The organism is Nocardioides sp., assembly GCF_050699375.1.
Taxonomy (GTDB): Bacteria; Actinomycetota; Actinomycetes; order Propionibacteriales; family Nocardioidaceae; genus Nocardioides.
This window is the reverse complement of record NZ_JBOHDN010000162.1, coordinates 1-20629: the sequence shown is the minus strand read 5'-3', so window position 1 is coordinate 20629 and position 20629 is coordinate 1. Positions and strand designations below refer to the sequence as shown.

Sequence of the window (20629 nt, the reverse complement as noted above, 5' to 3'; positions counted from 1 at the left end):
CGCCCGGCGCGGAGCGACCGTCGGATACGGCGCCGGCCGCCTCGAGGGCGCGCAGGTGCAGGATCTGGCGCGCGAAGTCCCAGTCGTAGAGCGCCTGGGTGGCGTCGATCCCCTCGTAGCACTGCAGTCTCACCAGCGGCAGGTCGAGGGCCTCCGCGACGGCCTCCGCGAGTGCGGTCTTTCCGGTCCCGGGCTCACCCTCGAGCAGCAGCGGCCGCTGCATCTTCAGCCCGAGGAACGTCACCGTCGCCAGCTCCGGGTCGGCCAGGTATCCGGTCGCCGCCAGGCGGTCAGCGATCTCCCGGGGCGTCAGGTCCATGTCCTGAGCCTAGAACGCGAAGCGTTGGCTCAGGGTTGGACAACCCCTGACGAGGGCGAACGAATTTTCGTTCAGCGTCGGTCGACGTCGTTCCCGTCCGCCAGGTCGCCGCACTCCACCAGGCGTACGTCGTGGGTCTTCAGGTAGCCGCGGGCTCCGCGGTCCCCCACCGCCGCCTCGATGACCCCGGCCCAGTGGTCGCGTCCGATGAACACCGGATGCCCGGGGACACCCGCGTACGCCGCCCGCGCCAACACGTCCGCCGATCCGGCGGTCGATCCGGCGGTCGAGCTTGTCGAGACCACCCGAGAGACGACGTCAGCCCCCACGTCCGGCAGGTCGACCAGATGGACGACGGCCGCCTCGACGCCCGGCCCGAGCGCTCCGAGACCGACCCGGAGCGAGGCGCCCATACCCTCGTCCCAGTCCCCGGCGACGACGACCTCCTGCCCGACCGGGAGCAGCGCCCGCGCCTCGTCGGCGGCGGCGCCGAGCACGACGAGCACGTCGTCGCACCCGCCCGTACGCAGCACCTCGATCGACCGGACCAGCCAGTCGTCGACGAGCGCCTTCGGCAGGCCCATCCGGCGGCCCGCGCCGGCGGCCAGCAGCAGCCCCACGATCACGGGGCCCTCCTGGTCGAGCACCGCATCACTTGAAGGCGTTGGTGTACATCTTCTGCAGCTTCGCGCCCTTGAGGTCGCTGTAGCCGCAGCCGATGACCTTGCCATCGCCCTTGGCGGCGACGAGGTAGGTCTTGTCCTTCTCGAACTCGGGCATCGGGATCGTGCTCGGCTTGGGCAGGGTGACCCGGACGGTGTCGGTGCCACCGAAGCCGTCGGCGTACATCCAGGTCTTCACCTTCAGCACGGCTTCGCCACCCGCGGATGTCGTCTCTGCCGAGACCACGGTGCCCTCGAAGGCCAGCGCGGCGTTCTGCGCGAGCCACTTCGAGGTCGGCGGGATGCAGCGGGCCGCGTCCGCGACGACCGTCAGCTCGGTCGCGCCGCCTCCCTGGGCGGGGGCGGACTCCGACGGCACCGGGGCGGTCTCGGTGACCGTCGCGGTCGGCGAGGGTGGCGTGGCCTTCGGGTCGTCGGCCTGGTCGTCGGACCCGAGCAGGCCGAAGGAGGCGACGATGGCGACCAGGACGACCAGCGCGGCGACGACGGCCGCGATCCAGCGCCACGGGGACCGCGGCGGCTCCCTCTCGGTCTTCGATCCGACGTCGACGCTCATGCCAACATCATGCCCCATCGGTGTGCGTCATCCGTGCAACCTCCTGACACACACGCAGGCGGGGCCCTGGCTTCGTGAGCCCTGACCCCGCCCGCCGCTGCAGAACCTCACCCGGACATCATTGGGCTGCAAAGCCCCCCAGGTCCAGACGCTTCCCCGCAGTCGGCCACTGTGTGTGGAGCACCCATGTTGCGTTACCGTCCTGTTGTCGAGACAGTGTCGAAAGTCCTCAAATCAGAGGGACCTGTGGGCCACTTCCGGATCACCTGATCAGGTCATGCCAGGTGGCGGTCGAGGAACCCGGCGACCCGCCGGATGGAGAGGTCCCACTGCGGTCCGAAGGCGTGCCGCTCCCCCTCATAGACCCACAGCCGCTGACGTACGCCCGCACTCTCCAGCAGGTCCCGGGTCGTGTAGGCCCATCTGATCGGGCAGGACTCGTCGTTGGTGCCGTGGTGCATCTGCAGCGGGACCTCGATGCGGTCGAAGTACGTCCGCGCCGACAGCCCCTCCCAGAACTCCGGCTCCGTCTCGGGATCGCCATATTGCCGGTAGAGCCTGGCCACCTCGCCCGGCCGCGACGGGACCGCCCACCTGTTGATGTTGTCGACGATGTCGGAGGAGACCGATGCGTACGTCACCCCGGCCCGCACCAGGTCCGGCTGGGCGACAAGGACGTTCATCACCACTCCCCCACCCATGGAGCGGCCGAGCAGGGCGGTGCGGTCAGTGTCGACGTACGGAAGTCGCTTCATCGCCTGGACGGCGTTGATGGTGTCGCGGGTGTAGCCGAGGCGGCTCTCGTCCTCCTCGGTGCCCTCCGGACCCTGCCAGCTCTTGGGGACCGAGGAACCGGCATGTCCGCGGTAGTCGGTGTGCAGGACGACATAGCCCTCCCGCGCCAGCCGGTCCTGCTCCCGCCGCAGCCCTTGGCCGGTGACGTAGATGTCGGGGTCGATGTGTCCGTGAGCGAAGACGACCCCGGGAAACGGCCCCTGGCCACGCGGCCGGAAGAGCACGCCCGTGATCGTCAGCGGGCCGCTCGGGTAGCTGACCTCGAAGCGGCGGTAGGCGTCCGTGCTCCCCGACTCCCGCAGCACCTTCACCCGGCCACCCGGGAAGTCCTCGCGCATCAGCTGCGCGAGCGAGGTCTTGTCGGTCACCGGCGGCAGCGTCTCCGACGGGCTCGGGGACGGTGCGGCCGACGTGGCCGATGCCGTTGGGGCCGCTGTTCGGGACGGAGGCGCGGCCGCCGGCCCACCGCCACATCCGGCGAGAAGGGCGGCCGAAACCGCCAGCGCTGACGCCGCCTTCAGGCCCATGTCGTCGAGCGTAGCCCGCCGTCCGCGACCGCAGGTCTGTAACGTCGAGAGGCAGGTGCTTCGCCTGACCACGACGCGTTCGGTAGGCGACGCGAGGGGCGGGTAGTCCCAGACGTTCGAGCCCCTCTACCCGAAAGTAACGGGCCAGAACGTCTGGGACTACCTCGGCTTCAGAAACGTCAGGTGCCCCCGCCTACCGGCGGGGGCACCTGATTGCGCTCTAGCGGGACGGACTCAGAAGCCCATGCCGCCCATGTCGCCCATGCCACCGGTCGGGTCGCCACCAGCGGCGGCCTTCTCCGGCTTGTCGGCCACGACGGCCTCGGTGGTGAGGAACAGCGCAGCGATCGACGCAGCGTTCTGCAGCGCGGAGCGGGTCACCTTGGCGGGGTCGATGATGCCGGCCTGGAGCAGGTCGACGTACTCACCGGTGGCCGCGTTGAGGCCGTGGCCGATCGGAAGACCGGCGACCTTCTCCGCAACGACGCCGCCCTCGAGGCCGGCGTTGATGGCGATCTGCTTCAGCGGAGCCGAGATGGCGGCCTTGACGATCGAGGCGCCAGTGGCCTCGTCGCCGTCGAGCTCGAGCTTCTCGAACGCGGACACGGCAGCCTGGATCAGCGCGACGCCACCACCGGGCAGGATGCCCTCCTCGACGGCAGCCTTCGCGTTGCGAACGGCGTCCTCGATGCGGTGCTTGCGCTCCTTGAGCTCGACCTCGGTGGCCGCGCCGACCTTGATGACGGCCACGCCGCCGGCCAGCTTGGCGAGGCGCTCCTGGAGCTTCTCGCGGTCGTAGTCGGAGTCCGACTTCTCGATCTCGGCGCGGATCTGGTTGACCCGACCCTCGATCTGACCCTGGTCGCCCGAACCCTCGACGATGGTGGTCTCGTCCTTGGTGATGACGACCTTGCGGGCCTGGCCGAGCAGCTCGATGCCGGCGGTCTCCAGGGAGAGGCCGACCTCCTCGGAGATGACCTGACCACCGGTGAGGATCGCGATGTCCTGCAGCATGGCCTTGCGGCGGTCACCGAAGCCCGGAGCCTTGACGGCGACGGACTTGAAGGTGCCCTTGATCTTGTTGACGACCAGCGTCGAGAGAGCCTCGCCGTCGACGTCCTCGGACAGGATGACCAGCGGCTTGCCGGTCTGCATGACCTTCTCCAGAACCGGGATCAGGTCCTTGACGCTGGAGATCTTCGAGTTGACGATCAGGATGTACGGGTCGTCGAGGACGGTCTCCATACGCTCCGGGTCGGTCACGAAGTAGGCCGAGATGTAGCCCTTGTCGAAGCGCATACCCTCGGTCAGCTCGAGGTCGAGCCCGAAGGTGTTCGACTCCTCGACCGTGATGACGCCTTCCTTGCCGACCTTGTCCATCGCCTCGGCGATGATCTCGCCGACGGTGTTGTCGGCGGCCGAGATCGAGGCGGTAGCAGCGATCTGCTCCTTGGTCTCGATGTCCTTGGCCTGGGCGAGCAGCTGCTCGGTGACGGCGTCGACGGCCGCCTCGATGCCGCGCTTCAGGCCGGCCGGGTTGGCACCCGCGGCGACGTTGCGCAGGCCCTCGCGGACGAGCGCCTGTGCCAGAACGGTCGCGGTCGTCGTACCGTCACCGGCGACGTCGTCGGTCTTCTTCGCGACCTCCTTGACCAGCTCGGCACCGATCTTCTCGTACGGGTCCTCGAGCTCGATCTCCTTGGCGATGGAGACACCATCGTTGGTGATCGTGGGGGCGCCCCACTTCTTCTCGAGAACGACGTTGCGGCCCTTGGGGCCGAGGGTGACCTTGACGGCGTCTGCGAGGGTGTTGAGACCCTTCTCCAGACCCCGGCGGGCCTCCTCGTTGAAAGCAATAAGCTTCGGCATTGCTCCTGCGATCCTTCGCTTGGGAAGTTCGTTGGATCCGGTCCGATGGGCTGCCCGCGACGGACGACGCCACTCCACCACGAACCCTTCACGTGGCTTTGGTGCGCCTCAACGTCACCGGTCCGGTTGTTGTCACTCTCATGGTAAGAGTGCCAGCCCCATGTTTAGCACTCGACCCCTGAGAGTGCAAGAAATCTCAGGCCGCCCCGCGCCCTCAGAGGGGCTTCACCAGCTCGGCGAACTCCAGGTCGTCGCGCAGCGGGACGCCGAAGCGCTCGTCGCCGTACGGGAACGGCTCGAAGACTCCCGTACGCCGAAATCCCCGCCGCTCGTAGAACGCGATCAGGTCCTCGCGCTGGCGGATCACGGTCATCCGGATCTCCCCCGCGCCCCACTCCTCGCGCGCGATCCGCTCGGCCTCGGCCATGACGGCCTTGCCGACGCCACCACCCTGCTGCCTCGGCGACACCGAGAACATGCCGAAGTAGGCGTACGTCTCCCGCTTCTGCAGCTGGCAGCAGCACAGGATCTCTCCGGACGGGTCCGTCGCGGGCTGGGCGATCAGCATCCGGGAGCCCGGGGCGAGGATCACCTCGCGTACGCCCTCGGGGTCGGTGCGCTGGCCGGCGAGCAGATCGGCCTCCGTGGTCCAGCCCGCCCGGGAGTCGTCCCCGCGGTAGGCGGACTCGATCAGCCCGACCAGGGCCTCGACGTCGGAGAGGGTCGCGTCACGGAAGGTCAGCTCGGGCACGGGCCCAAAGTACTGCAGAGCACCCGATCAGGCAGGCAGGTCCGGGAGTGCCGGCCGCCGCAGCCACGCGTCGAAGAGCGGGTCGAGGTCGCGGCCGCAGACCTTGACCGCGAGCGCCTCGAAGTCGGCGGTGGTGACCGAGGACCCACCGAAGCGAGCCACCCAGGTGCGCAGGATCTCGAAGAACGCCTCGTCGCCGACCGTACGCCGCAGCGCGTGCAGGGTGAGCGCGCCGCGCTTGTAGACGCGGTCGTCGAACATGTCCTCGGCCCCTGGGTCGGCGAGCACCAGGTCCTGCGGCAGCGCGTCCAGCCGGCGGTGGTGGTGGCGGGCGTGGTCCCCGCACGGACGGCCGCCGGAGGCGTCCGACCACAGCCACTCGCTGTAGCAGGCGAAGCCCTCGTGCAACCAGATGTCACGCCACTCGCTCACCGTCACCGCGTTGCCGAACCACTGATGGGCGAGCTCGTGGGCGACGAGGCGTACCTCCGACCACTCGCCGGTGAGGTGGTTGCGTCCGAAGGTCGACAGCGACTGCGACTCGAGCGGGATCTCGAGCTCGTCGTCGGCGACCACCACGGAGTAGGAGGCGAACGGGTAGGGCCCGAAGACGGAGGCGAAGTACGCCAGCATCTCCCGTTGCCGCCCGAAGGACGCCTCGAACCCGGCAGCCTGCTCGACCGGGTAGGCGGCCCGGATCGGCACCTGACCACCCGGCCCCTCGGCCGGCTCGATGTCGACGACCTGGTAGCGCCCGATCTGCACGGTCGCGAGATAGGTCGCCATCGGCTCGGCCTGCCAGTAGCGCCAGGTCTCACCGCTGCCACGGCGCACGCGGGAGGTCAGCTCCCCGTTGGAGACGACCGTATAACCGGGCGCGGTGGTCACGCTGATCGCGTACGGCGCCTTGTCGGAGGGCCGGTCGTTGCACGGGAACCAGGTCGGCGCGCCGTGTGGCTGACCCGCGACGATGACGCCGTCGGTGAGCTCCTCCCAGCCGGCGTCGCCATGATGCGGCACCACCAACGGTCGAGGCTTGCCGGCATATCTGACCGTGATCACGAACTCGTCCCCGGCCGTGATCGGCGACCGCAGGCTCAGCACCAGACGGTGGCCCCGATGGGCCCACTTGGCGGGCTGACGACCGTCGACGGCGACCTTCTGCACCCGCAGGTGGGCGATGTCGAGGACGACTCGGCTGAGATCCTCGACGGCGACCGCGCGGATGGTGGCGGCGCCCGAGAGCCGGTTGCCGACGAGGTCGTAGGTCAGCTCGAGGTCGTAGTGGGTCGCGCTCCACGACGGATCCCCATGACCGGGAAGATAGGGGTCGGCATCGGGGAGGTTCGGCACGGCGGTCATGTTAGAGGGTGACCTCACCGGCCCGGTCCCACGGACCGATCGGGTTGCCGATCCACAGGGTCTTGTCCGGCAGGCTCTCGCCGCGCATCACCAGCGAGACCGGGCCGACCACGGCATGCCTGCCGATGGCGGCGGCGGGCAGGATCACCGAGTTGGGCCCGAGCGTGGCACCCCGCTTGAAGGTGACCTCGTCGAGCGCCAGGACACGGTCGTGGAACAGATGGGTCTGTACGACGGTCCCGGCGTTGACCGTGGCGCCGTCGCCGAGCTCGACCAGGTCCGTCTCCGGGAGCCAGTGGGTCTCGATCCACACGCCGCGGCCGATCTTCGCGCCCAGTGCACGGAACCAGAGGTTGAGCACCGGCGTGCCCGAGACCGCACCGGTGAACCAGGGCGCCGCGAGCACCTCGACGAACGTGTCGGCGAGCTCGTTGGCCCACACGAACCAGCTCCACAGCGGATGCGACCCCGCCCGGATCCTGCCCACGAGCAGCCACTTCGCCGCGACCGTGAGGCCGGCCGCGACCGCTCCGGCGACCGCGAGCACCGGTCCGGCGACCAGGAGCGCGACGAGGATGTCGGTGGCCTCCCACACCCGGACGAGCACGTAGCCGGCGCCGGCGTAGAGCAGCGCCGCGAGCGTCTGCGGCACCACCCGGGCGAGCTCGACGAGCGCCCGGGCGATCTTGAGCCTTGCCGGTGGGTCATAGGTACGTCCGGAGTCGGTCTCGCCCGCCGCTCGCCGCAGCGGCGCCGGCGGCGAGCCGAGCCAGCTCTCGCCCTTCTGAGCCCGCTTGCGGCGAGGGGCCGCACTCAGCACTGCCACGAGCGACGCCTTCGGCACCTTGCGTCCGGGCGCCGCCATCCCCGAGTTGCCGACGAACGCGCGCTTGCCGATCTTGACCCGCTCCACGCGCAGCCAGCCACCGCCGAGCTCGTAGCCGCCGATCAGGGTGTCGTCGGCCAGGAACGCCTGGTCGTTGACCTGGGTCAGGCGAGGGATCATCAGCACGGTCGACGCCTCGACGTGCTTGCCGATCCTCGCGCCCAGCGCCCGCAGCCACAGCGGCGTCAGCGTCGAGGAGTAGAGCGGGAAGAGCCAGGTGCGGGCCTCGTCGAGCACCTGCATCGTCGACCAGACGGCGACGCCGGGCAGGCTGCGTACGGGATGTACGCCGGGGGCGACCGCCATGCCGGCGAGCCGCACCACCGCCCAGATCAGCGCGGCCAGCGTGAGGAACCCGGCGGTCACCGCGACCGGGCTCCAGGCGAGCAGCGGCCCCACGGCGGCGTAGGAGGTGGGCACGCCCGCCAGCGCGACGTCGACGAGCACACCGACCCCGATCGCCACCGCGGGCAGCAGCGCGAGGACGGCGGCCGCGATGCCATAGAGGAGCATCCACAGCTTCGCCCGCGCCTGGGGCGGCTGCCACGGTCCGCGAGCCTCCCGGGCGGCGCGGGCGGCCGGCGACCCGGACCAGAACTCGCCGGCCGGCACCTGCCCGAAGACGGCCGACCCGGGCGCGACCTCGGCGTCGTCGCCGACCTTGGCGCCGGGCAGCAGCGTCGAGCGCGCCCCGACGCGGGCTCGCGCGCCCACCTCGACCTCACCCAGATGGAGCACGTCGCCCTCGATCCAGTGGCCGGAGAGGTCGACCTCCTGCTCGATCGAGCAGCCCTTGCCGAGGGCGAGCATGCCGGTGACCGGCGGAAGACTGTGCAGGTCGACGTTCCTGCCCATCCGCACCCCGAGCAGGCGGGCGTACCAGAGCATCCACGGAGCCCCGGCGAGACCGTGCGCGCCGAGCTCGTCGACGGCGTGGGTCGCCAGCCAGAGCCGCAGGTGCACCGAGCCGCCGCGCGGATGCTCACCAGGACGTACGCCGCGCAGGATCAGCCTCGCCGCGCCCGCGGCGAGCAGCATCCGGCCGGGCGGGGTCAGGAACAGCGCGATCGCGGGCACCAGCGCCCACCAGCTCAGCGACGGCAGCCAGCCGGCCCACGGCTGCGCGAGGGTCGTGCCGAGCGCGAGCCACGTCAGCCACCGCGGCGCCGCCAGGCAGCGCAGCAGGATCGTCGCGATGACCTGGATGACCTGCGTCTTGACCCGGACGGCCGGGACCTCGCGCTCGGAGACGGCCGCGGAGCTTCCCATCTCGTCGACGTACGCCGCCAGGGCACCCAGGCTCGGCCGGTCGTAGATGTCGCCGAGCGCGACGTCCGGGAAGCGCTCCCGGATCCGGCTCACCATCTGGGCGGCGGTCAGGCTGCCGCCGCCGAGGTCGAAGAAGTCCACCGCGCCCCCGGTGACCTCGGCGCCGAGGATGTCGTTCCAGAGACCGGCCAGCCAGGCCTCGGTGTCGCTGAGGTCCTCCCCCGCTCCCGAGCCGGCGGTGAGCGGCCAGGGGAGGGCGTCGCGGTCGACCTTCCCGCTCGTCCGCGTCGGGAGGCTCTCGACCACCGCCAGCCGCGGCACCAGGGCTGCCGGCATCTCGGCTCGCAGCTGGGCGACCGCGACCGCCTGGTCGAAGCCTTCCTCGACGGTGACGTAGCCGACCAGCAGGCTGTTGCCCGCGGCGCTCCCCCGTACGGCGGCCGCGGCACCGACGACACCCGGGAGCTGCAGGAGCGCGCTGTCGATCTCGCCGAGCTCGATACGCCGGCCACCGAGCTTGATCTGGTCGTCGGCCCGTCCACCGAAGAGGAGTCCTTCGGGGTCGTTCACGACGAGGTCGCCCGAGCGGTAGGCGCGTTCCCAACCGAGGGTGGGCATGGGGGCGTACTTCTCGGCGTCCTTGGCGGGGTCCAGATAGCGGGCCAGGCCGACGCCGCCGATGATCAGCTCACCGGTCTCGCCCGCTGCGACCGGGGCTCCAGTCGACGGGTCGACGACGGCGAGGTCCCAGCCGTCGAGAGGTAGCCCGATGCGTACGGGGCCCTCGGTGGTCAGCCGGGCACCACAGGCCACCACCGTCGCCTCGGTCGGGCCGTAGGTGTTCCAGACCTCACGCTCGTCGGTGACGAGCCTGGCGGCGAGCTCGGGCGGGATCGCCTCACCGCCGGTGATCAGCAGCCTCACCTTGTCCAGCGACGACGCCGGCCAGAGCGCGACGAGCGTGGGCACCGTCGAGACGATGGTGATCTGGTTGGCGACCAGCCACGGCCCGACGTCGACCCCGGAGCGCACCAGCGCCCGTGGCGCCGGCACCAGGCACGCGCCGTAGCGCCAGGCGAGCCAGATCTCCTCACAGCTGGCGTCGAAGGCGACCGAGAGACCGGCCATCACCCGGTCCCCGACCCCGATCGGCGCGTCCTGGAGGAAGAGGCGCGACTCGGCATCGACGAACGCGGCGGCGTTGCGATGGGTGACGGCGACGCCCTTGGGCGTACCGGTCGATCCGGAGGTGAAGATCACCCACGCGTCGTCGGTGTTCGCCGGCTCCTCGGGCTCACGCATCTCACCGTCGCGGAGCACGGAGATCCGCAGGTCGTTGCCGACGACGGCGGCGACCTGCGCCTCGCCGAAGACCATCCGTGCCCGCTCCTCCGGATCGTCGGCATCGACGGGCACGTAGGCGGCGCCCGCGCAGAGGATGCCGAGGATCGCGACGTACAGGTCGGTGGTGCCGCTCGCGATCCGCAGCCCGACCTTGTCCCCCGACCCGATCCCGGCGGCGTTGAGCTCGGCGGCCAGGTCGTCGGCGGCCTCCTCGAGCTCGGCGTACGTCAGCAGGCCGTTGCCCGCGTCGACGGCCGGCTCGTCGGGCACCTGGGCCACGGTGGCCCGGAAGATGTCGACGAGGGTCCGGGGCTCGGGCGCGAGGTCGCCTCGCAGCAGAGGGTCGGTCACGCGACCACCTCCGTAGCGCAGGCGCCATGATACGGAAGCGGCCGCGCGAAGCTTGGATGGTTCACTCGCTGACGCTCGCTCACGCGCAGAGCCTTCCGGGGAGAGTTGAACGGACGACGTACATCTTCGTTCTTTCTCGTTGTCGATTTGTTCCTGTCCCACCCGTCATCCCCGGTGACAGACTCAATCCGAGCGGACGAAAGGGATCACGATGACCAGATACATGGTGCTGCTGCCGACGAACGAGGCCTTCTGGGCCGAGTCGACGCCTGAGGAGAAGGCAGCCGGCTACGAGGTGCACAGCAAGTTCGCCAAGCTGCTCGCCGATCGCGGGCACAAGGTCACGGGGGGTGCCGAGCTGCACCACTCCAGCAAGGCGAAGACGCTGCGCAAGACGAGTGACGGGATCGCCATCACCGACGGTCCCTACGCCGAGACGGTCGAGCACGTCACCGGCTTCTACATCGTGGAGACCGACGACGTCGAGGACATGCTCGAGTGCTGCAAGGTGCTCACCGAGCTCGAGACGGCGCTCGAGATCCGCGAGATCGTCGAGAACGAGGAGATGTCGTGACCGGGGCGCAGAAGACCCGCTACTACCTGCTCATCCCGAACGTGGAGGCCGAGTGGCAGGCCAAGACGGAGGAGGAGAGGGACGCCCTGTTCGCTGTGCACGAGAAGTTCGCAGCCCTGCTCGACGAACGCGGCCACACCAACCTGAGGGGGTACGGCGCCGCGCTCGCCGTTCCGTCGACGGCGGTGACCGTGCGTGAGTCGGGCATCACCGACGGCCCGTACACCGAGTCGGCCGAGCACCTGGCCGGGCTGTACGTCGTGGAGTCCGACGACCGCGACGACCTGGTCGAGTGCTGCAAGCTGCTAGCGACGGTCGAGTCGGCGATCGAGATCCGCTCGGCGGACTAGCACCGGCCGGGCGATGCTGGAGACGCTGCTGCGCGAGGAGTGGGGCCGGTTGCTGGCCCTGCTCGTCGCGCAGTTCCGGCGTCTCGACCTTGCCGAGGACGGCCTGGCTGACGCGTTCGAGGCGGCCTCCCGGCGCTGGCCGGTCGACGGCGAGCCGGAGAACGGACCGGCCTGGCTGCTCACCACCGCGCGGCGCCGGATCGTGGACCGGATGCGCTCGGAGGAGGTGCTGGCTCGCAAGATGCCGCTGCTCGCGGTGGACGCGGCTCTGACCCAGGACGCGCAGCGGGTGATGGCCAGCGTGCCTCTCGAGGGCGATGGGGTCACCGACGAGCGGCTGCGGCTGGTGCTCCTCTGCGCCCACCCGACGCTGTCCCGCGAGGCTGCCGCGGCCCTCACTCTCCGGCTGGTCCTCGGTGTCTCCACCGAGGACATCGGGCGGCTCTTCCTGCAGTCGAAGGCGACGATGGCGGCGCGGCTCACCCGGGCGCGGAAGCGGCTGGCCGGGGCGTCCTTCGAGGTGCCGTCCGACGTCACGGACCTCGCCGACCGGATAGGCATCGTCGCCGAGGTCGCCTACCTCGCGTTCACGGCGGGCTACGCGCCCGGCACTGGCCCCGACGTCGTACGCACCGATCTGGCCGGCGAGGCGATCCGGCTGGTCCGCGTGCTGCGGGCGGTGCTCCCCGAGCCCGACCCTGAGGTCGATGCGCTCCTCGCCCTGATGCTCCTGCAGCACTCCCGCCGGGCGGCGCGGATCGGGCCGGACGACGGACTCGTCCTGCTTCCCGACCAGGACCGCGCCCGCTGGAAGCTCGACGAGATCACCGAGGCCCTCGCGATCCTCACCCCACTCGCCCACGGTGCCCCCGCCCGCTATCTCCTCCAGGCCCTGATCGCGGCAGAGCACGCCGTCGCGCCCAGCTCCGAGGCGACCTCCTGGGGCCGCATCGTCGAGCGCTATGACGAGCTGCTCGCGCTGCACGACACCCCGGTCGTACATCTGAACCGAGCCGTCGCGGTGGCCGAGGCCAGAGGACCCGAGGCCGGGCTCGAGGCGCTGGAGTCGGTCGCGCTCCCGGGACACCGGCTGCCTGCCGTACGTGCGCAGCTGCTGGAACGGGCCGGGCGACGCGTCGACGCGGTCGAGGCCTTCGACGAGGCCATCGCGCTCTGCGCGCACGGACCGGAGCGCGCCGAGCTCGCCCGGCGACGGGCAGCCGCTGCGTACGTCCGGAAGGATTTGAACATCAACCGGTAGACGAGAACACGTTCTAGTAGGCACACTCGACCACGTGACCCCGATCACTCTTCCGGACATCCTCGAGGCGATGGCCGACGCCATCCCCGACCGCACCGCCGTGTTCACGATGGAGCACGCCTACAGCTATGCCGAGATCGACGAGCGTGCCAGCCGGCTGGCCAACCACCTCATCGGGCAGGGCATCAAGCCCGGTGACCATGTCGCCGTCCACTCCCGCAACCGGATCGAGTGGGTCGATGCGTTCTACGGGTGCATGAAGGCGCGGGCGGTGCCGATCAACATCAACCACAAGTACCTCCACGACGAGCTGGAGCACCTCTACCGAAACTCCGACGCGGTCGCCGCGATCATCGGGCCCGAGCACGTCGAGACGGTCGCCGACCTCGGCCTGAGGATCCCGACGCTGGTGCTGGGCGAGGCGTACGACGCCGCGGTCGCCGCCGCCTCCAAGGAACGCCCCGACGTCGGGCGCAGCCCCGATGACCACTACGTCATCTATACCGGCGGGACCACGGGCATGCCGAAGGGCGTCGTGTGGCGCCAGGAGGACATCATCCGCGCCGCGATGAACGCGAGCCGGTTCGGAGCACCCTTCGACACGGTCGAGCAGCTCGCCGAGGAGGCGGCCGCCCAGGAGACGCCGATGGTGCTGCTGGCCTGCGGCCCGATGATGCACGGAGGCAGCCAATGGATCATGGGCAACGGCCACGTCGCCGGGTGCGCGGTCTCGCTCTACACGGAGCCGGCCTGGTCGGCCGAGACGATCCTGGACCTGGTCGATGCCGCTGGGGTCAACTCGCTCACCTTCCTCGGCGACGCGATGGGCCGCCCGGTGGCCGACGCGATCCTCCGTGAGCCAGGTCGCTGGGACCTGAGCAGCCTGTTCGCGGTCTCCAACGGCGCCGCGCCGCTCTCGGCCGGGGTTCGCGCCCAGCTCCAGGAGGCGCTGCCGGGCCGCTACATCCTCGACACCTACGGCGCCTCGGAGTCCGGGGCGACGGGCATGCGGGTCGACGAGGGCAAGGACGGCGCGCAGGCGGCCCCGAAGTTCCAGGTCGGGATGGACGTCCAGGTCTTCGACCTCGACCTCGAGCCGTGCGCGCCGGGTGAGACCGGGATGCTCGCCCGCACCGGCCCGATCCCGCTGGGCTACTACAACGACCCGGTGAAGACCGCGGCGACGTTCAAGGAGATCGACGGGCAGCGCTGGTCGCTCCCGGGTGACTTCGCGCGCCGCGAGGAGGACGGCTCGATCACCGTTCTGGGCCGAGGCTCGGGCTGCATCAACACCGGCGGGGAGAAGGTCTTCCCGGAGGAGGTCGAGGCGGTGCTGCTGCGTCACGAGGACGTCTTCGACACGGCGGTCGTCGGCACTCCGAACGAGCGGTGGGGCCAGCAGGTCACCGCTCTCGTGCAGCTCCGCGACGGCGCCACGACCTCGACGGACGCGCTCAGGGAGCACTGCCGAAGCCTGATCTCGGCCTACAAGGTGCCCAAGGACATCCTTCTCGTGGAGCGAGTCCCCAGGACACCCGTGAGCAAGGTGGACTATCGTGCCAGCGCTACGGTCGCTGCCGAGCTGCTCGAGGCGCGTACGTGACGACCGGGTGATCCGACGTACGGTTCGGTGCCGTACGGCCCTACCCCTGGCCCTACCAGCTGGAAGGCACATCGTCTCTGTGTCCGCCGTGATCCCCCTGACATTGCCCGACATCCTCGAGGCAATGGCCGATGCGATCCCAGACCGCACGGCCGTCCTCACCACCGAGCACGCCTATACCTACGCCGAGGTCGACGAGCGCGCCACGCGCCTCGCCAACCATCTGCTCAGCGTCGGCCTCGAGCCGGGCGCCCAGGTCGCGATCCACGCGACCAACCGGATCGAGTGGGTCGATGCCCTCTTCGGGTGCCTCAAGGCCCGCACGATCCCGGTCAACATCAACCATGGCTACCGGCGCGAGGAGCTGGCCAGGACGTACGCCGCCGCCGACTGCGTCGCGGCCATCGTCTCGCCGGAGTTCACCGGCGACCTCGACGAGCTGGGGCTCGAGCTGCAGCACCGGATCGTCCTGGGTGCCGACTACGACGCGAAGGTCGCCGCCGCCGCCAAGGAGCGACCCGCGGTCGAACGTACGCCGGGCGACTGGCACATCATCTTCACCACCGGCACCACGGGCACCCCCAAGGGCGCGGTCTGGCGCCAGGAGGACCTGGTCTGGGCCGCCCTGAACACGGTCCGGCGCAACGCGCCGATCCCGTCGGTCGCCGGGCTCGCCGCCGAGGCGGCCGCTCGTGAGTCGGGCGTCGTCCTGCTCGCCGGCGGGCCGCTGCTGCACGGGCAGAGCCAGCTGCTGCTCCTGCGTGCCATCGTCGCCGGCGGCACCGCGGTGCTCGACACGTCGCCGGCGTTCTCCGCCGAGGCCTTCCTCGACCTCGCCGAGAAGGCCGGCGCCACCGCGATCACGCTGCTCGGCGACGCCCAGGCGCGACCGGTGGCGGCGGCGCGGCTGGTCGGCAAGAAGCGCTGGCCGCTGCGCGCGCTCGCGGGCGTCTCCAACACCGCCGCACCGCTCTCCGAGGCTGTGCTGTCGGTTTTGCGCAACGCGTTCGCCCGCCGGGTCATCGTCGACTCCTACGGCACTCTGGAGACCGGTGTCACCGGGTCCCGTGCCGATGACGGCTCGACCATCGCGCCCGGGGAGTCCCGGTTCATGGTCGGTCCTGAAGTGGAGGTCTTCACCGCCGACCGCACTCCGGCGGCTCCTGGCGTCGAGGGGCTGCTGGCGCGCTCGGGTCCGGCGGCGCTGGGCTACTACAAGGACAACGCCCGCTCGGCTGCCGCGATCAAGCTGATCGACAAGCGGCGCTGGACCTTCCCCGGCGACCTCGCCCGTCGCGAGGAGGACGGCTCGGTCACGGTGCTCGGCCGGGCCGCCACCGTGGTCCGGACAGGGGACCTCGAGATCCACCCCGAGACCATCGAGGGCGTGCTCCTCGCCCATGACGACGTCGTCGACGCCGCCGTCTTCGGCATGCCGCACCCGCGCTGGGGCCAGCAGGCCGCGGCACTCGTCCGGCTGGCGTCCGCCGCCCAGACGACCGCCGCCGACCTGCGCAAACACGCTCGGGACGTACTCGGGGAGTCGCACGAGCCCAAGCTCGTCCTGCTGGTCGAGTCGGTGCCGCGTACGCCTGCGGGGACCGTGGACTACCGCGCCGCCACCGGCCTGACCGCAGACCTGCTCAGCGGTGGCAGCAAGCGCCCGGACGAGGACGGTGCCACGAGCGAGTAGCCGCCGCGCCATGCCAATGTCAGGATATCCGAACATCCTGACATTGTCCTGATATTCTGACACTTGTAAGGTGTAAGGATAACCTGACATCGGGAGAAGATGTGGCTCACTACACGGCGATAGCACGATCACCCCAGGCACTAGGACGGGCGCTGGCCGAGGTGCGCACAGCGCGCGGCCTGACCCAGGAAGAGCTCGCCGAGACACTCGGGATCTCGCGGCAATACGTGGTGGGGATCGAGTCCGGCAACCCCAACCTCTACGCATCGCGGGTCTTCGAGGTGATCCGCGAACTCGGCGGCCGTATCGAGTTCCATGCGGAGATCCCGGGGAGCGGTCCCGATGCGTGACCCGCTCGACGTCTGGGTATACGGAACCCGGATCGCCACGATCACCGAGGAGCCGAATGGACGGCTGTCCTTGTCCTGGACCACCGAGGCCCAGGACCGCTGGGCCGCCCAGGTCCGGATCCTGTCGGCGAAACTGACCATCGGCGTACGACCTGTCCCGGCGCTGGTCAAGGCCTACCTCGACGGCCTGCTCCCGGAAGGCAACGCACGAACCAACCATGCGATGAGCGCCGGAGTGAGCCCGGACGACACCTTCGCGCTCATCCGCTCCTATGGTCGGGATACGCCTGGCGCGGCGATCTTCGTTCCCGAGGGAACCGCCGACCCCACCACCTCCGGCCACTACGAGCCTCTTGGCTCGGACGAGGTCGCTCATCGGATCCGCCACGCCGACGAGCACTCACCTTCCGACCAGTTCGGAGTCACCGCGGAGTCAAGCAGCCTGCCCGGAATGGTGCCCAAGATCGCTCTCCATCGGATCGGTGAGACCTGGCAGGCCTGCAAGGCCGGAGCGCCGTCGACCTGGATCATCAAGCGCGGGATGCCTCCGGAGTCCGGGATCGCCGACGTCATCGACACCGAAGCAGCGAGCCTGGAACTTGCGCGCCGAGTCGGGCTCACCACAGTCGAAACCGAGATCCTGGAGTACAAGGACCTACGCGCCATCGCGATCTCCCGATACGACCGTGACTCCGGCGAGAATCCGCGAATCCACCAGGAAGATCTCGCCCAGGCGATCGGACTCAACACCTCCGACCCCAACCGCAAGTTCCAATGGGGCTCGAAGTTCCCGACCCTTCGTCATGGAGCAGATGTGCTCAAGGAAGACGGCGGCAACCCCGACGACCTGCTCCGTCTTGTCACGCTCTCCCACCTCGTCGGCAACACCGACATGCACGCGAAGAACATCTCCTTCATCCGTCACGCCGACGGGAGCGTGACGTTGAGCCCGGCGTACGACATCTCGATGCACCTGCATCACCGCCGCGACAACCGGCGGTTCGCGATGGACGTCAACGGAAAGTTCCTCGTCGACCAGGTCACCATCGACGACGTGGTCGCGGAGGCCCGCTCGTGGGGGCTACCGGAGCGGCGCGCCATCCGCGTCGTGAACGGCACTCTTTCCCAAATCGCGGAAGCCTTCAGCGCCATCGACCGCTCCGTCCACCCTGGCGTCAGCGTCGATGCCTGGGACCTGGTCGGGAAGCGCATCGACGGCGCGCTGGCCGGGGACCTGGGATAGATCGGCCCCAGACGGCCCGAACTGACGAGACGGCTCGCCGAGTCGGCTCGTTACGACGAGCCGACTCGACCGGTATCTGTGTCAGGACGCGCCGACTCGGCGGGGTCGGGGAGGTGGTGGCCGAAGGGGACGTGCTCCACGTGTCCTAGGGCGGCGAGGACGGAGGGCAGCATCGCCTTGGCGGTGCGCTTGTAGCCCATCGCGCTGGGGTGGAAGCGGTCGATGGCGAACATCTCGTCGGGGTTGGTGATGAAGAACGGTCCGACGACCTCGGAGAGGGAGACGACGTAGGCACGCTTGGCGAGCGCGGTCTCGCGCTGGGCATCGGCGAACTGCTTGGCGATCCGTCTGCCCAGCGAGCGCAGCGGCTGTGGAAGAGGTCGCAGCGCGCCCACGTCCGGGCAGGTCCCGACGACCACCTCGGCGCCGCGCTCGTGCAACGCGTCGATGACCTCCCCCAGCACGCGGGCGGAGTCCTTCTGGGGCACCCGGTGGGTAACGTCGTTGCCGCCCACGATCACGACCGCGACGTCGGGCCGGTAACCCGCCGGCAGCGACTCGAGCTGCGCCGGGACCATCGAGGTCTCGGCCCCGACCACCGCCGCCGTACACAGCCGCACCGGTCGCTGCAGTGCCTTGGCCGTGCCCTTGGCCAGCCGGGCGCCGAGGGTGCCGCCCTTGGTCTCCGCACCCAGCCCGGCGGCGATCGAGTCGCCGAGGACGAGCAGCTCGACCGGCGTACCTGGATAGGTCTTCTTGTAGACCTTGTCGGCATCGATCGCCTCCTCGCCGAGGGGCTTGCCGATCACATCGCGCGCATGCGCGGCCTGTCTCTTCAGCAAGGTCGCGAAGCCGGCTCCCGCGGCCGCTCCCACCACACCGATCGCGCCGGCTACCCCGGCGGTGGCGGCGACCACGCCGAGCCACCTGGCCTCTTCACTCGTCTTCGCGCTGCTCACATTCGGTATCTGTAGCGCACGAGGGTGAACGCGAGGTTCCTTCGCCAAGGCGACGACCTGAGTCTTTCGCAAGGTATGCAGGTAGAGGCTCACATCCCGCGCGGAGCTCCGCTAGGGATGTGAGCCTTCGTCTGCATACCTTGACGAAGGGACAGTCCTACGTCCGGGACAGCCCGGCTTCCTCGAAGGCGTCGTAGTTCGGAGCGATGGTGGCGCGGGGGCCGACGATGCCGCTGACCGCGTCGAGGGTCTTGAGGCCGTGGCCGGTGTTGATGATCACGGTCTCCAGGCTCGGGTCGAGGAGCCCGGTGTCGACGAGCTTCTTGGTGACCGCGAGGGTGGTGCCGCCGGCGGTCTCGGTGAAGATGCCCTCGGTGCGCGCGAGGAGCACGATCGCCGTACGGATCTCCTCGTCGGTGACCTCCTCGACGGCGCCGCCGGAGGAGCGGGTGGCGTCGAGGACGTAGATGCCGTCGGCCGGGTTGCCGATGGCCAGGGACTTGGCGATGGTGTCCGGCTTGACCGGGCGGATGGCGTCGACGCCGGCCTTGAACGCGGTCGCAACCGGGTTGCAGCCGGTGGCCTGGGCGCCGAAGATCCGGTAGGGCTTCTCCTCGACCAGACCGAGCTTGATCAGCTCCTTGAAGGCCTTGTCGACCTTGGTCAGCTGGGATCCGGAGGCCACCGGGATGACGATCTGCTCGGGCAGGCGCCAGCCGAGCTGCTCGGCGATCTCGTAGCCGAGGGTCTTGGAGCCCTCGGCATAGAAGGGACGTACGTTGACGTTCACGAACGCCCAGCCGTCCTCCTCCGCGGCGATCTCCTGAGCGAGCTTGTTGACGTCGTCGTAGTTGCCGTCGACGGCGATCAGGTTGTCGGTGAAGACCGCGGAGTTGACCTGCTTGGGCTGCTCGAGGTTGCTCGGGATGAAGACCGCGGTCGGGATCCCGGCCCGTGCTCCGGCCGCGGCGACCGCGTTGGCCAGGTTGCCGGTGCTCGGGCAGGCGAAGACCTTGGCGTCGAGCTCGCGGGCCGCGCTCAACGCACAGGCCACCACGCGGTCCTTGAAGGAGTTGGTCGGGTTGGTGGAGTCGTCCTTCACCCAGAGCTTCTCGACGCCGAGCTCCTTGGCGAGGTTCTTGGCGTCCAGGAGCCGGGTGAAGCCGGGCTCGGTGTTGGGGCTCTGCTCGATGTCGTCGGGCACCGGCAGCAGCGCCTTGTATCGCCAGATGTTGCGGGGTCCGGCCTCGATCTCCTCGCGGGTCACGGCCGGGAAGTCATAGGCCACCTCGAGTGGCCCGAAACACTCCGGACAGGCGTAGTGCGGCCCGAGCTCGATCTGGTGACCGCACTCGCGGCACGACAGCGCCGACGCATTCCCGAACGCACCCTCGCGCAGGCCGTTCTTCTCCTCGGTTGCAGCGCTCATGAGAAACCTCCTCCTCATCTTCCCCGATCACGTCTCTCGCGCCGGGCCGGAATTAGCACCGTTTCCACGACCCGCCCACAGGTGGGAGGAGGCTCGTGGCGGTTGCCGGGACTTCACTGGGCCGTTCCCTCAGTCCCTCTCGATGAGCAGTAGCGATCGTACGACAGGCATCCTGTGTCAAACACACCAGGGTTCCACTTCGTGGACCACATGTCCGCATATCGGACGGCACTAGAGGTGTAACACGCTGTTACAAGGACTATCCGGTCGTTCAGAACGACCGGATAGTCCTACGAACGACGTGTTACCCCTCAGGCGGCGTGCGCGGGGCCGACCTCGGCGATCGGCTCGGCACTCGCCTCGGCCGGAGCGAGGGCACCGCGTACGACATCTCGTACGTCGCTGACCAGGTTGATCTTCAGCGCCTGCTTCACCTCGTCGGGGACCTCGTCGAG

Annotated in this window: 17 protein-coding genes and 1 riboswitch; of the genes, 7 read left to right on the top strand and 10 right to left on the bottom strand. The window is 69.7% G+C overall.

Translation table 11 applies throughout. From position 1 onward, the window contains the following. The 8 genes from ACRDPS_RS12455 to ACRDPS_RS12420 all read right to left on the bottom strand — a co-directional run. A partial coding sequence (locus ACRDPS_RS12455; RefSeq protein WP_431501955.1) for an AAA family ATPase occupies positions 1 to 319 on the bottom strand: 319 nt, incomplete at its 3' end. A 71-nt stretch (positions 320 to 390) separates the two neighbouring features. After that, entirely contained in the window at positions 391 to 966 is a 576-nt protein-coding gene (locus ACRDPS_RS12450; protein WP_431501954.1) for a nucleotidyltransferase family protein, read from the bottom strand. 4 nt (positions 967 to 970) lie between these two features. Then, a complete protein-coding gene (locus ACRDPS_RS12445) occupies positions 971 to 1558 on the bottom strand; it encodes a hypothetical protein (protein ID WP_431501953.1) in 588 nt (195 codons plus the stop codon). 275 nt (positions 1559 to 1833) lie between these two features. After that, on the bottom strand, positions 1834 to 2721 hold the full coding sequence (locus tag ACRDPS_RS12440; protein ID WP_431501952.1) for an alpha/beta hydrolase family protein: 888 nt from the start codon (positions 2719 to 2721) through the stop codon (positions 1834 to 1836). Between the two features lie 393 nt (positions 2722 to 3114). Beyond that, complete coding sequence (groL, locus tag ACRDPS_RS12435; RefSeq protein WP_431501951.1) at positions 3115 to 4749, bottom strand: chaperonin GroEL; 1635 nt, start codon at positions 4747 to 4749, stop codon at positions 3115 to 3117. Between the two features lie 214 nt (positions 4750 to 4963). Then, on the bottom strand, positions 4964 to 5500 hold the full coding sequence (locus ACRDPS_RS12430; RefSeq protein ID WP_431501950.1) for an N-acetyltransferase family protein: 537 nt from the start codon (positions 5498 to 5500) through the stop codon (positions 4964 to 4966). Positions 5501 to 5527: 27 nt separating this feature from the next. After that, positions 5528 to 6862 carry a M1 family metallopeptidase gene (locus tag ACRDPS_RS12425; RefSeq protein ID WP_431501949.1) on the bottom strand — a complete coding sequence of 445 codons (1335 nt, stop codon included), beginning with the start codon at positions 6860 to 6862 and terminating at the stop codon, positions 5528 to 5530. Position 6863: 1 nt separating this feature from the next. Then, positions 6864 to 10712, bottom strand: coding sequence for a Pls/PosA family non-ribosomal peptide synthetase (locus tag ACRDPS_RS12420; protein WP_431501948.1), 3849 nt, complete (start codon positions 10710 to 10712; stop codon positions 6864 to 6866). A gap of 211 nt (positions 10713 to 10923) precedes the next feature. Here ACRDPS_RS12420 and ACRDPS_RS12415 point away from each other — a divergent pair, with 211 nt between their 5' ends. The 7 genes from ACRDPS_RS12415 (at position 10924) to ACRDPS_RS12385 (ending at position 17786) form a co-directional block, all read left to right on the top strand. Further along, entirely contained in the window at positions 10924 to 11286 is a 363-nt protein-coding gene (locus ACRDPS_RS12415; RefSeq protein WP_431501947.1) for a YciI family protein, read from the top strand. Further along, on the top strand, positions 11283 to 11636 hold the full coding sequence (locus tag ACRDPS_RS12410) for a YciI family protein (protein ID WP_431501946.1): 354 nt from the start codon (positions 11283 to 11285) through the stop codon (positions 11634 to 11636). Before ACRDPS_RS12415 ends, ACRDPS_RS12410 begins: the two co-directional genes overlap by 4 nt. Positions 11637 to 11649: 13 nt before the next feature. After that, positions 11650 to 12897, top strand: a complete 1248-nt coding sequence (locus ACRDPS_RS12405; RefSeq protein WP_431501945.1) for an RNA polymerase sigma factor — start codon at positions 11650 to 11652, stop codon at positions 12895 to 12897. A gap of 34 nt (positions 12898 to 12931) precedes the next feature. Next, the gene (locus tag ACRDPS_RS12400; protein WP_431501944.1) at positions 12932 to 14500 is read left to right on the top strand and encodes an AMP-binding protein; all 1569 of its coding nucleotides are present in this window, start codon (positions 12932 to 12934) and stop codon (positions 14498 to 14500) included. A gap of 124 nt (positions 14501 to 14624) precedes the next feature. After that, positions 14625 to 16193, top strand: coding sequence for an AMP-binding protein (locus tag ACRDPS_RS12395; protein ID WP_431501943.1), 1569 nt, complete (start codon positions 14625 to 14627; stop codon positions 16191 to 16193). Positions 16194 to 16294: 101 nt separating this feature from the next. Beyond that, positions 16295 to 16543, top strand: coding sequence for a helix-turn-helix transcriptional regulator (locus tag ACRDPS_RS12390; RefSeq protein ID WP_431501942.1), 249 nt, complete (start codon positions 16295 to 16297; stop codon positions 16541 to 16543). Then, positions 16536 to 17786: a type II toxin-antitoxin system HipA family toxin gene (locus ACRDPS_RS12385; protein ID WP_431501941.1), complete on the top strand. Its 1251-nt coding sequence runs from the start codon at positions 16536 to 16538 to the stop codon at positions 17784 to 17786. Before ACRDPS_RS12390 ends, ACRDPS_RS12385 begins: the two co-directional genes overlap by 8 nt. A gap of 50 nt (positions 17787 to 17836) precedes the next feature. On the opposite strand, the gene ACRDPS_RS12380 is transcribed toward ACRDPS_RS12385, so the two are convergent. Together ACRDPS_RS12380 and thrC are read right to left on the bottom strand one after the other, a co-directional pair. Continuing rightward, the gene (locus ACRDPS_RS12380) at positions 17837 to 18745 is read right to left on the bottom strand and encodes an SGNH/GDSL hydrolase family protein (protein WP_431501940.1); all 909 of its coding nucleotides are present in this window, start codon (positions 18743 to 18745) and stop codon (positions 17837 to 17839) included. A 157-nt stretch (positions 18746 to 18902) separates the two neighbouring features. Further along, on the bottom strand, positions 18903 to 20174 hold the full coding sequence (gene thrC, locus ACRDPS_RS12375) for a threonine synthase (protein ID WP_431501939.1): 1272 nt from the start codon (positions 20172 to 20174) through the stop codon (positions 18903 to 18905). 11 nt (positions 20175 to 20185) lie between these two features. Then, a riboswitch (SAM riboswitch) is annotated at positions 20186 to 20323 on the bottom strand. Positions 20324 to 20629: the final 306 nt, after the last annotated feature.

Bases quoted from the DNA above. Each gene is read 5' to 3' on its own strand.
- ACRDPS_RS12425 (WP_431501949.1), bottom strand. From the start codon at position 6,862: ATGACCGCCGTGCCGAACCTCCCCGATGCCGACCCCTATCTTCCCGGT.
- groL (WP_431501951.1), bottom strand. From the start codon at position 4,749: ATGCCGAAGCTTATTGCTTTCAACGAGGAGGCCCGCCGGGGTCTGGAG.
- ACRDPS_RS12395 (WP_431501943.1), top strand. From the start codon at position 14,625: ATGGCCGATGCGATCCCAGACCGCACGGCCGTCCTCACCACCGAGCAC.
- ACRDPS_RS12415 (WP_431501947.1), top strand. From the start codon at position 10,924: ATGACCAGATACATGGTGCTGCTGCCGACGAACGAGGCCTTCTGGGCC.
- thrC (WP_431501939.1), bottom strand. From the start codon at position 20,174: ATGAGCGCTGCAACCGAGGAGAAGAACGGCCTGCGCGAGGGTGCGTTC.
- ACRDPS_RS12445 (WP_431501953.1), bottom strand. From the start codon at position 1,558: ATGAGCGTCGACGTCGGATCGAAGACCGAGAGGGAGCCGCCGCGGTCC.
- ACRDPS_RS12405 (WP_431501945.1), top strand. From the start codon at position 11,650: ATGCTGGAGACGCTGCTGCGCGAGGAGTGGGGCCGGTTGCTGGCCCTG.
- ACRDPS_RS12385 (WP_431501941.1), top strand. From the start codon at position 16,536: ATGCGTGACCCGCTCGACGTCTGGGTATACGGAACCCGGATCGCCACG.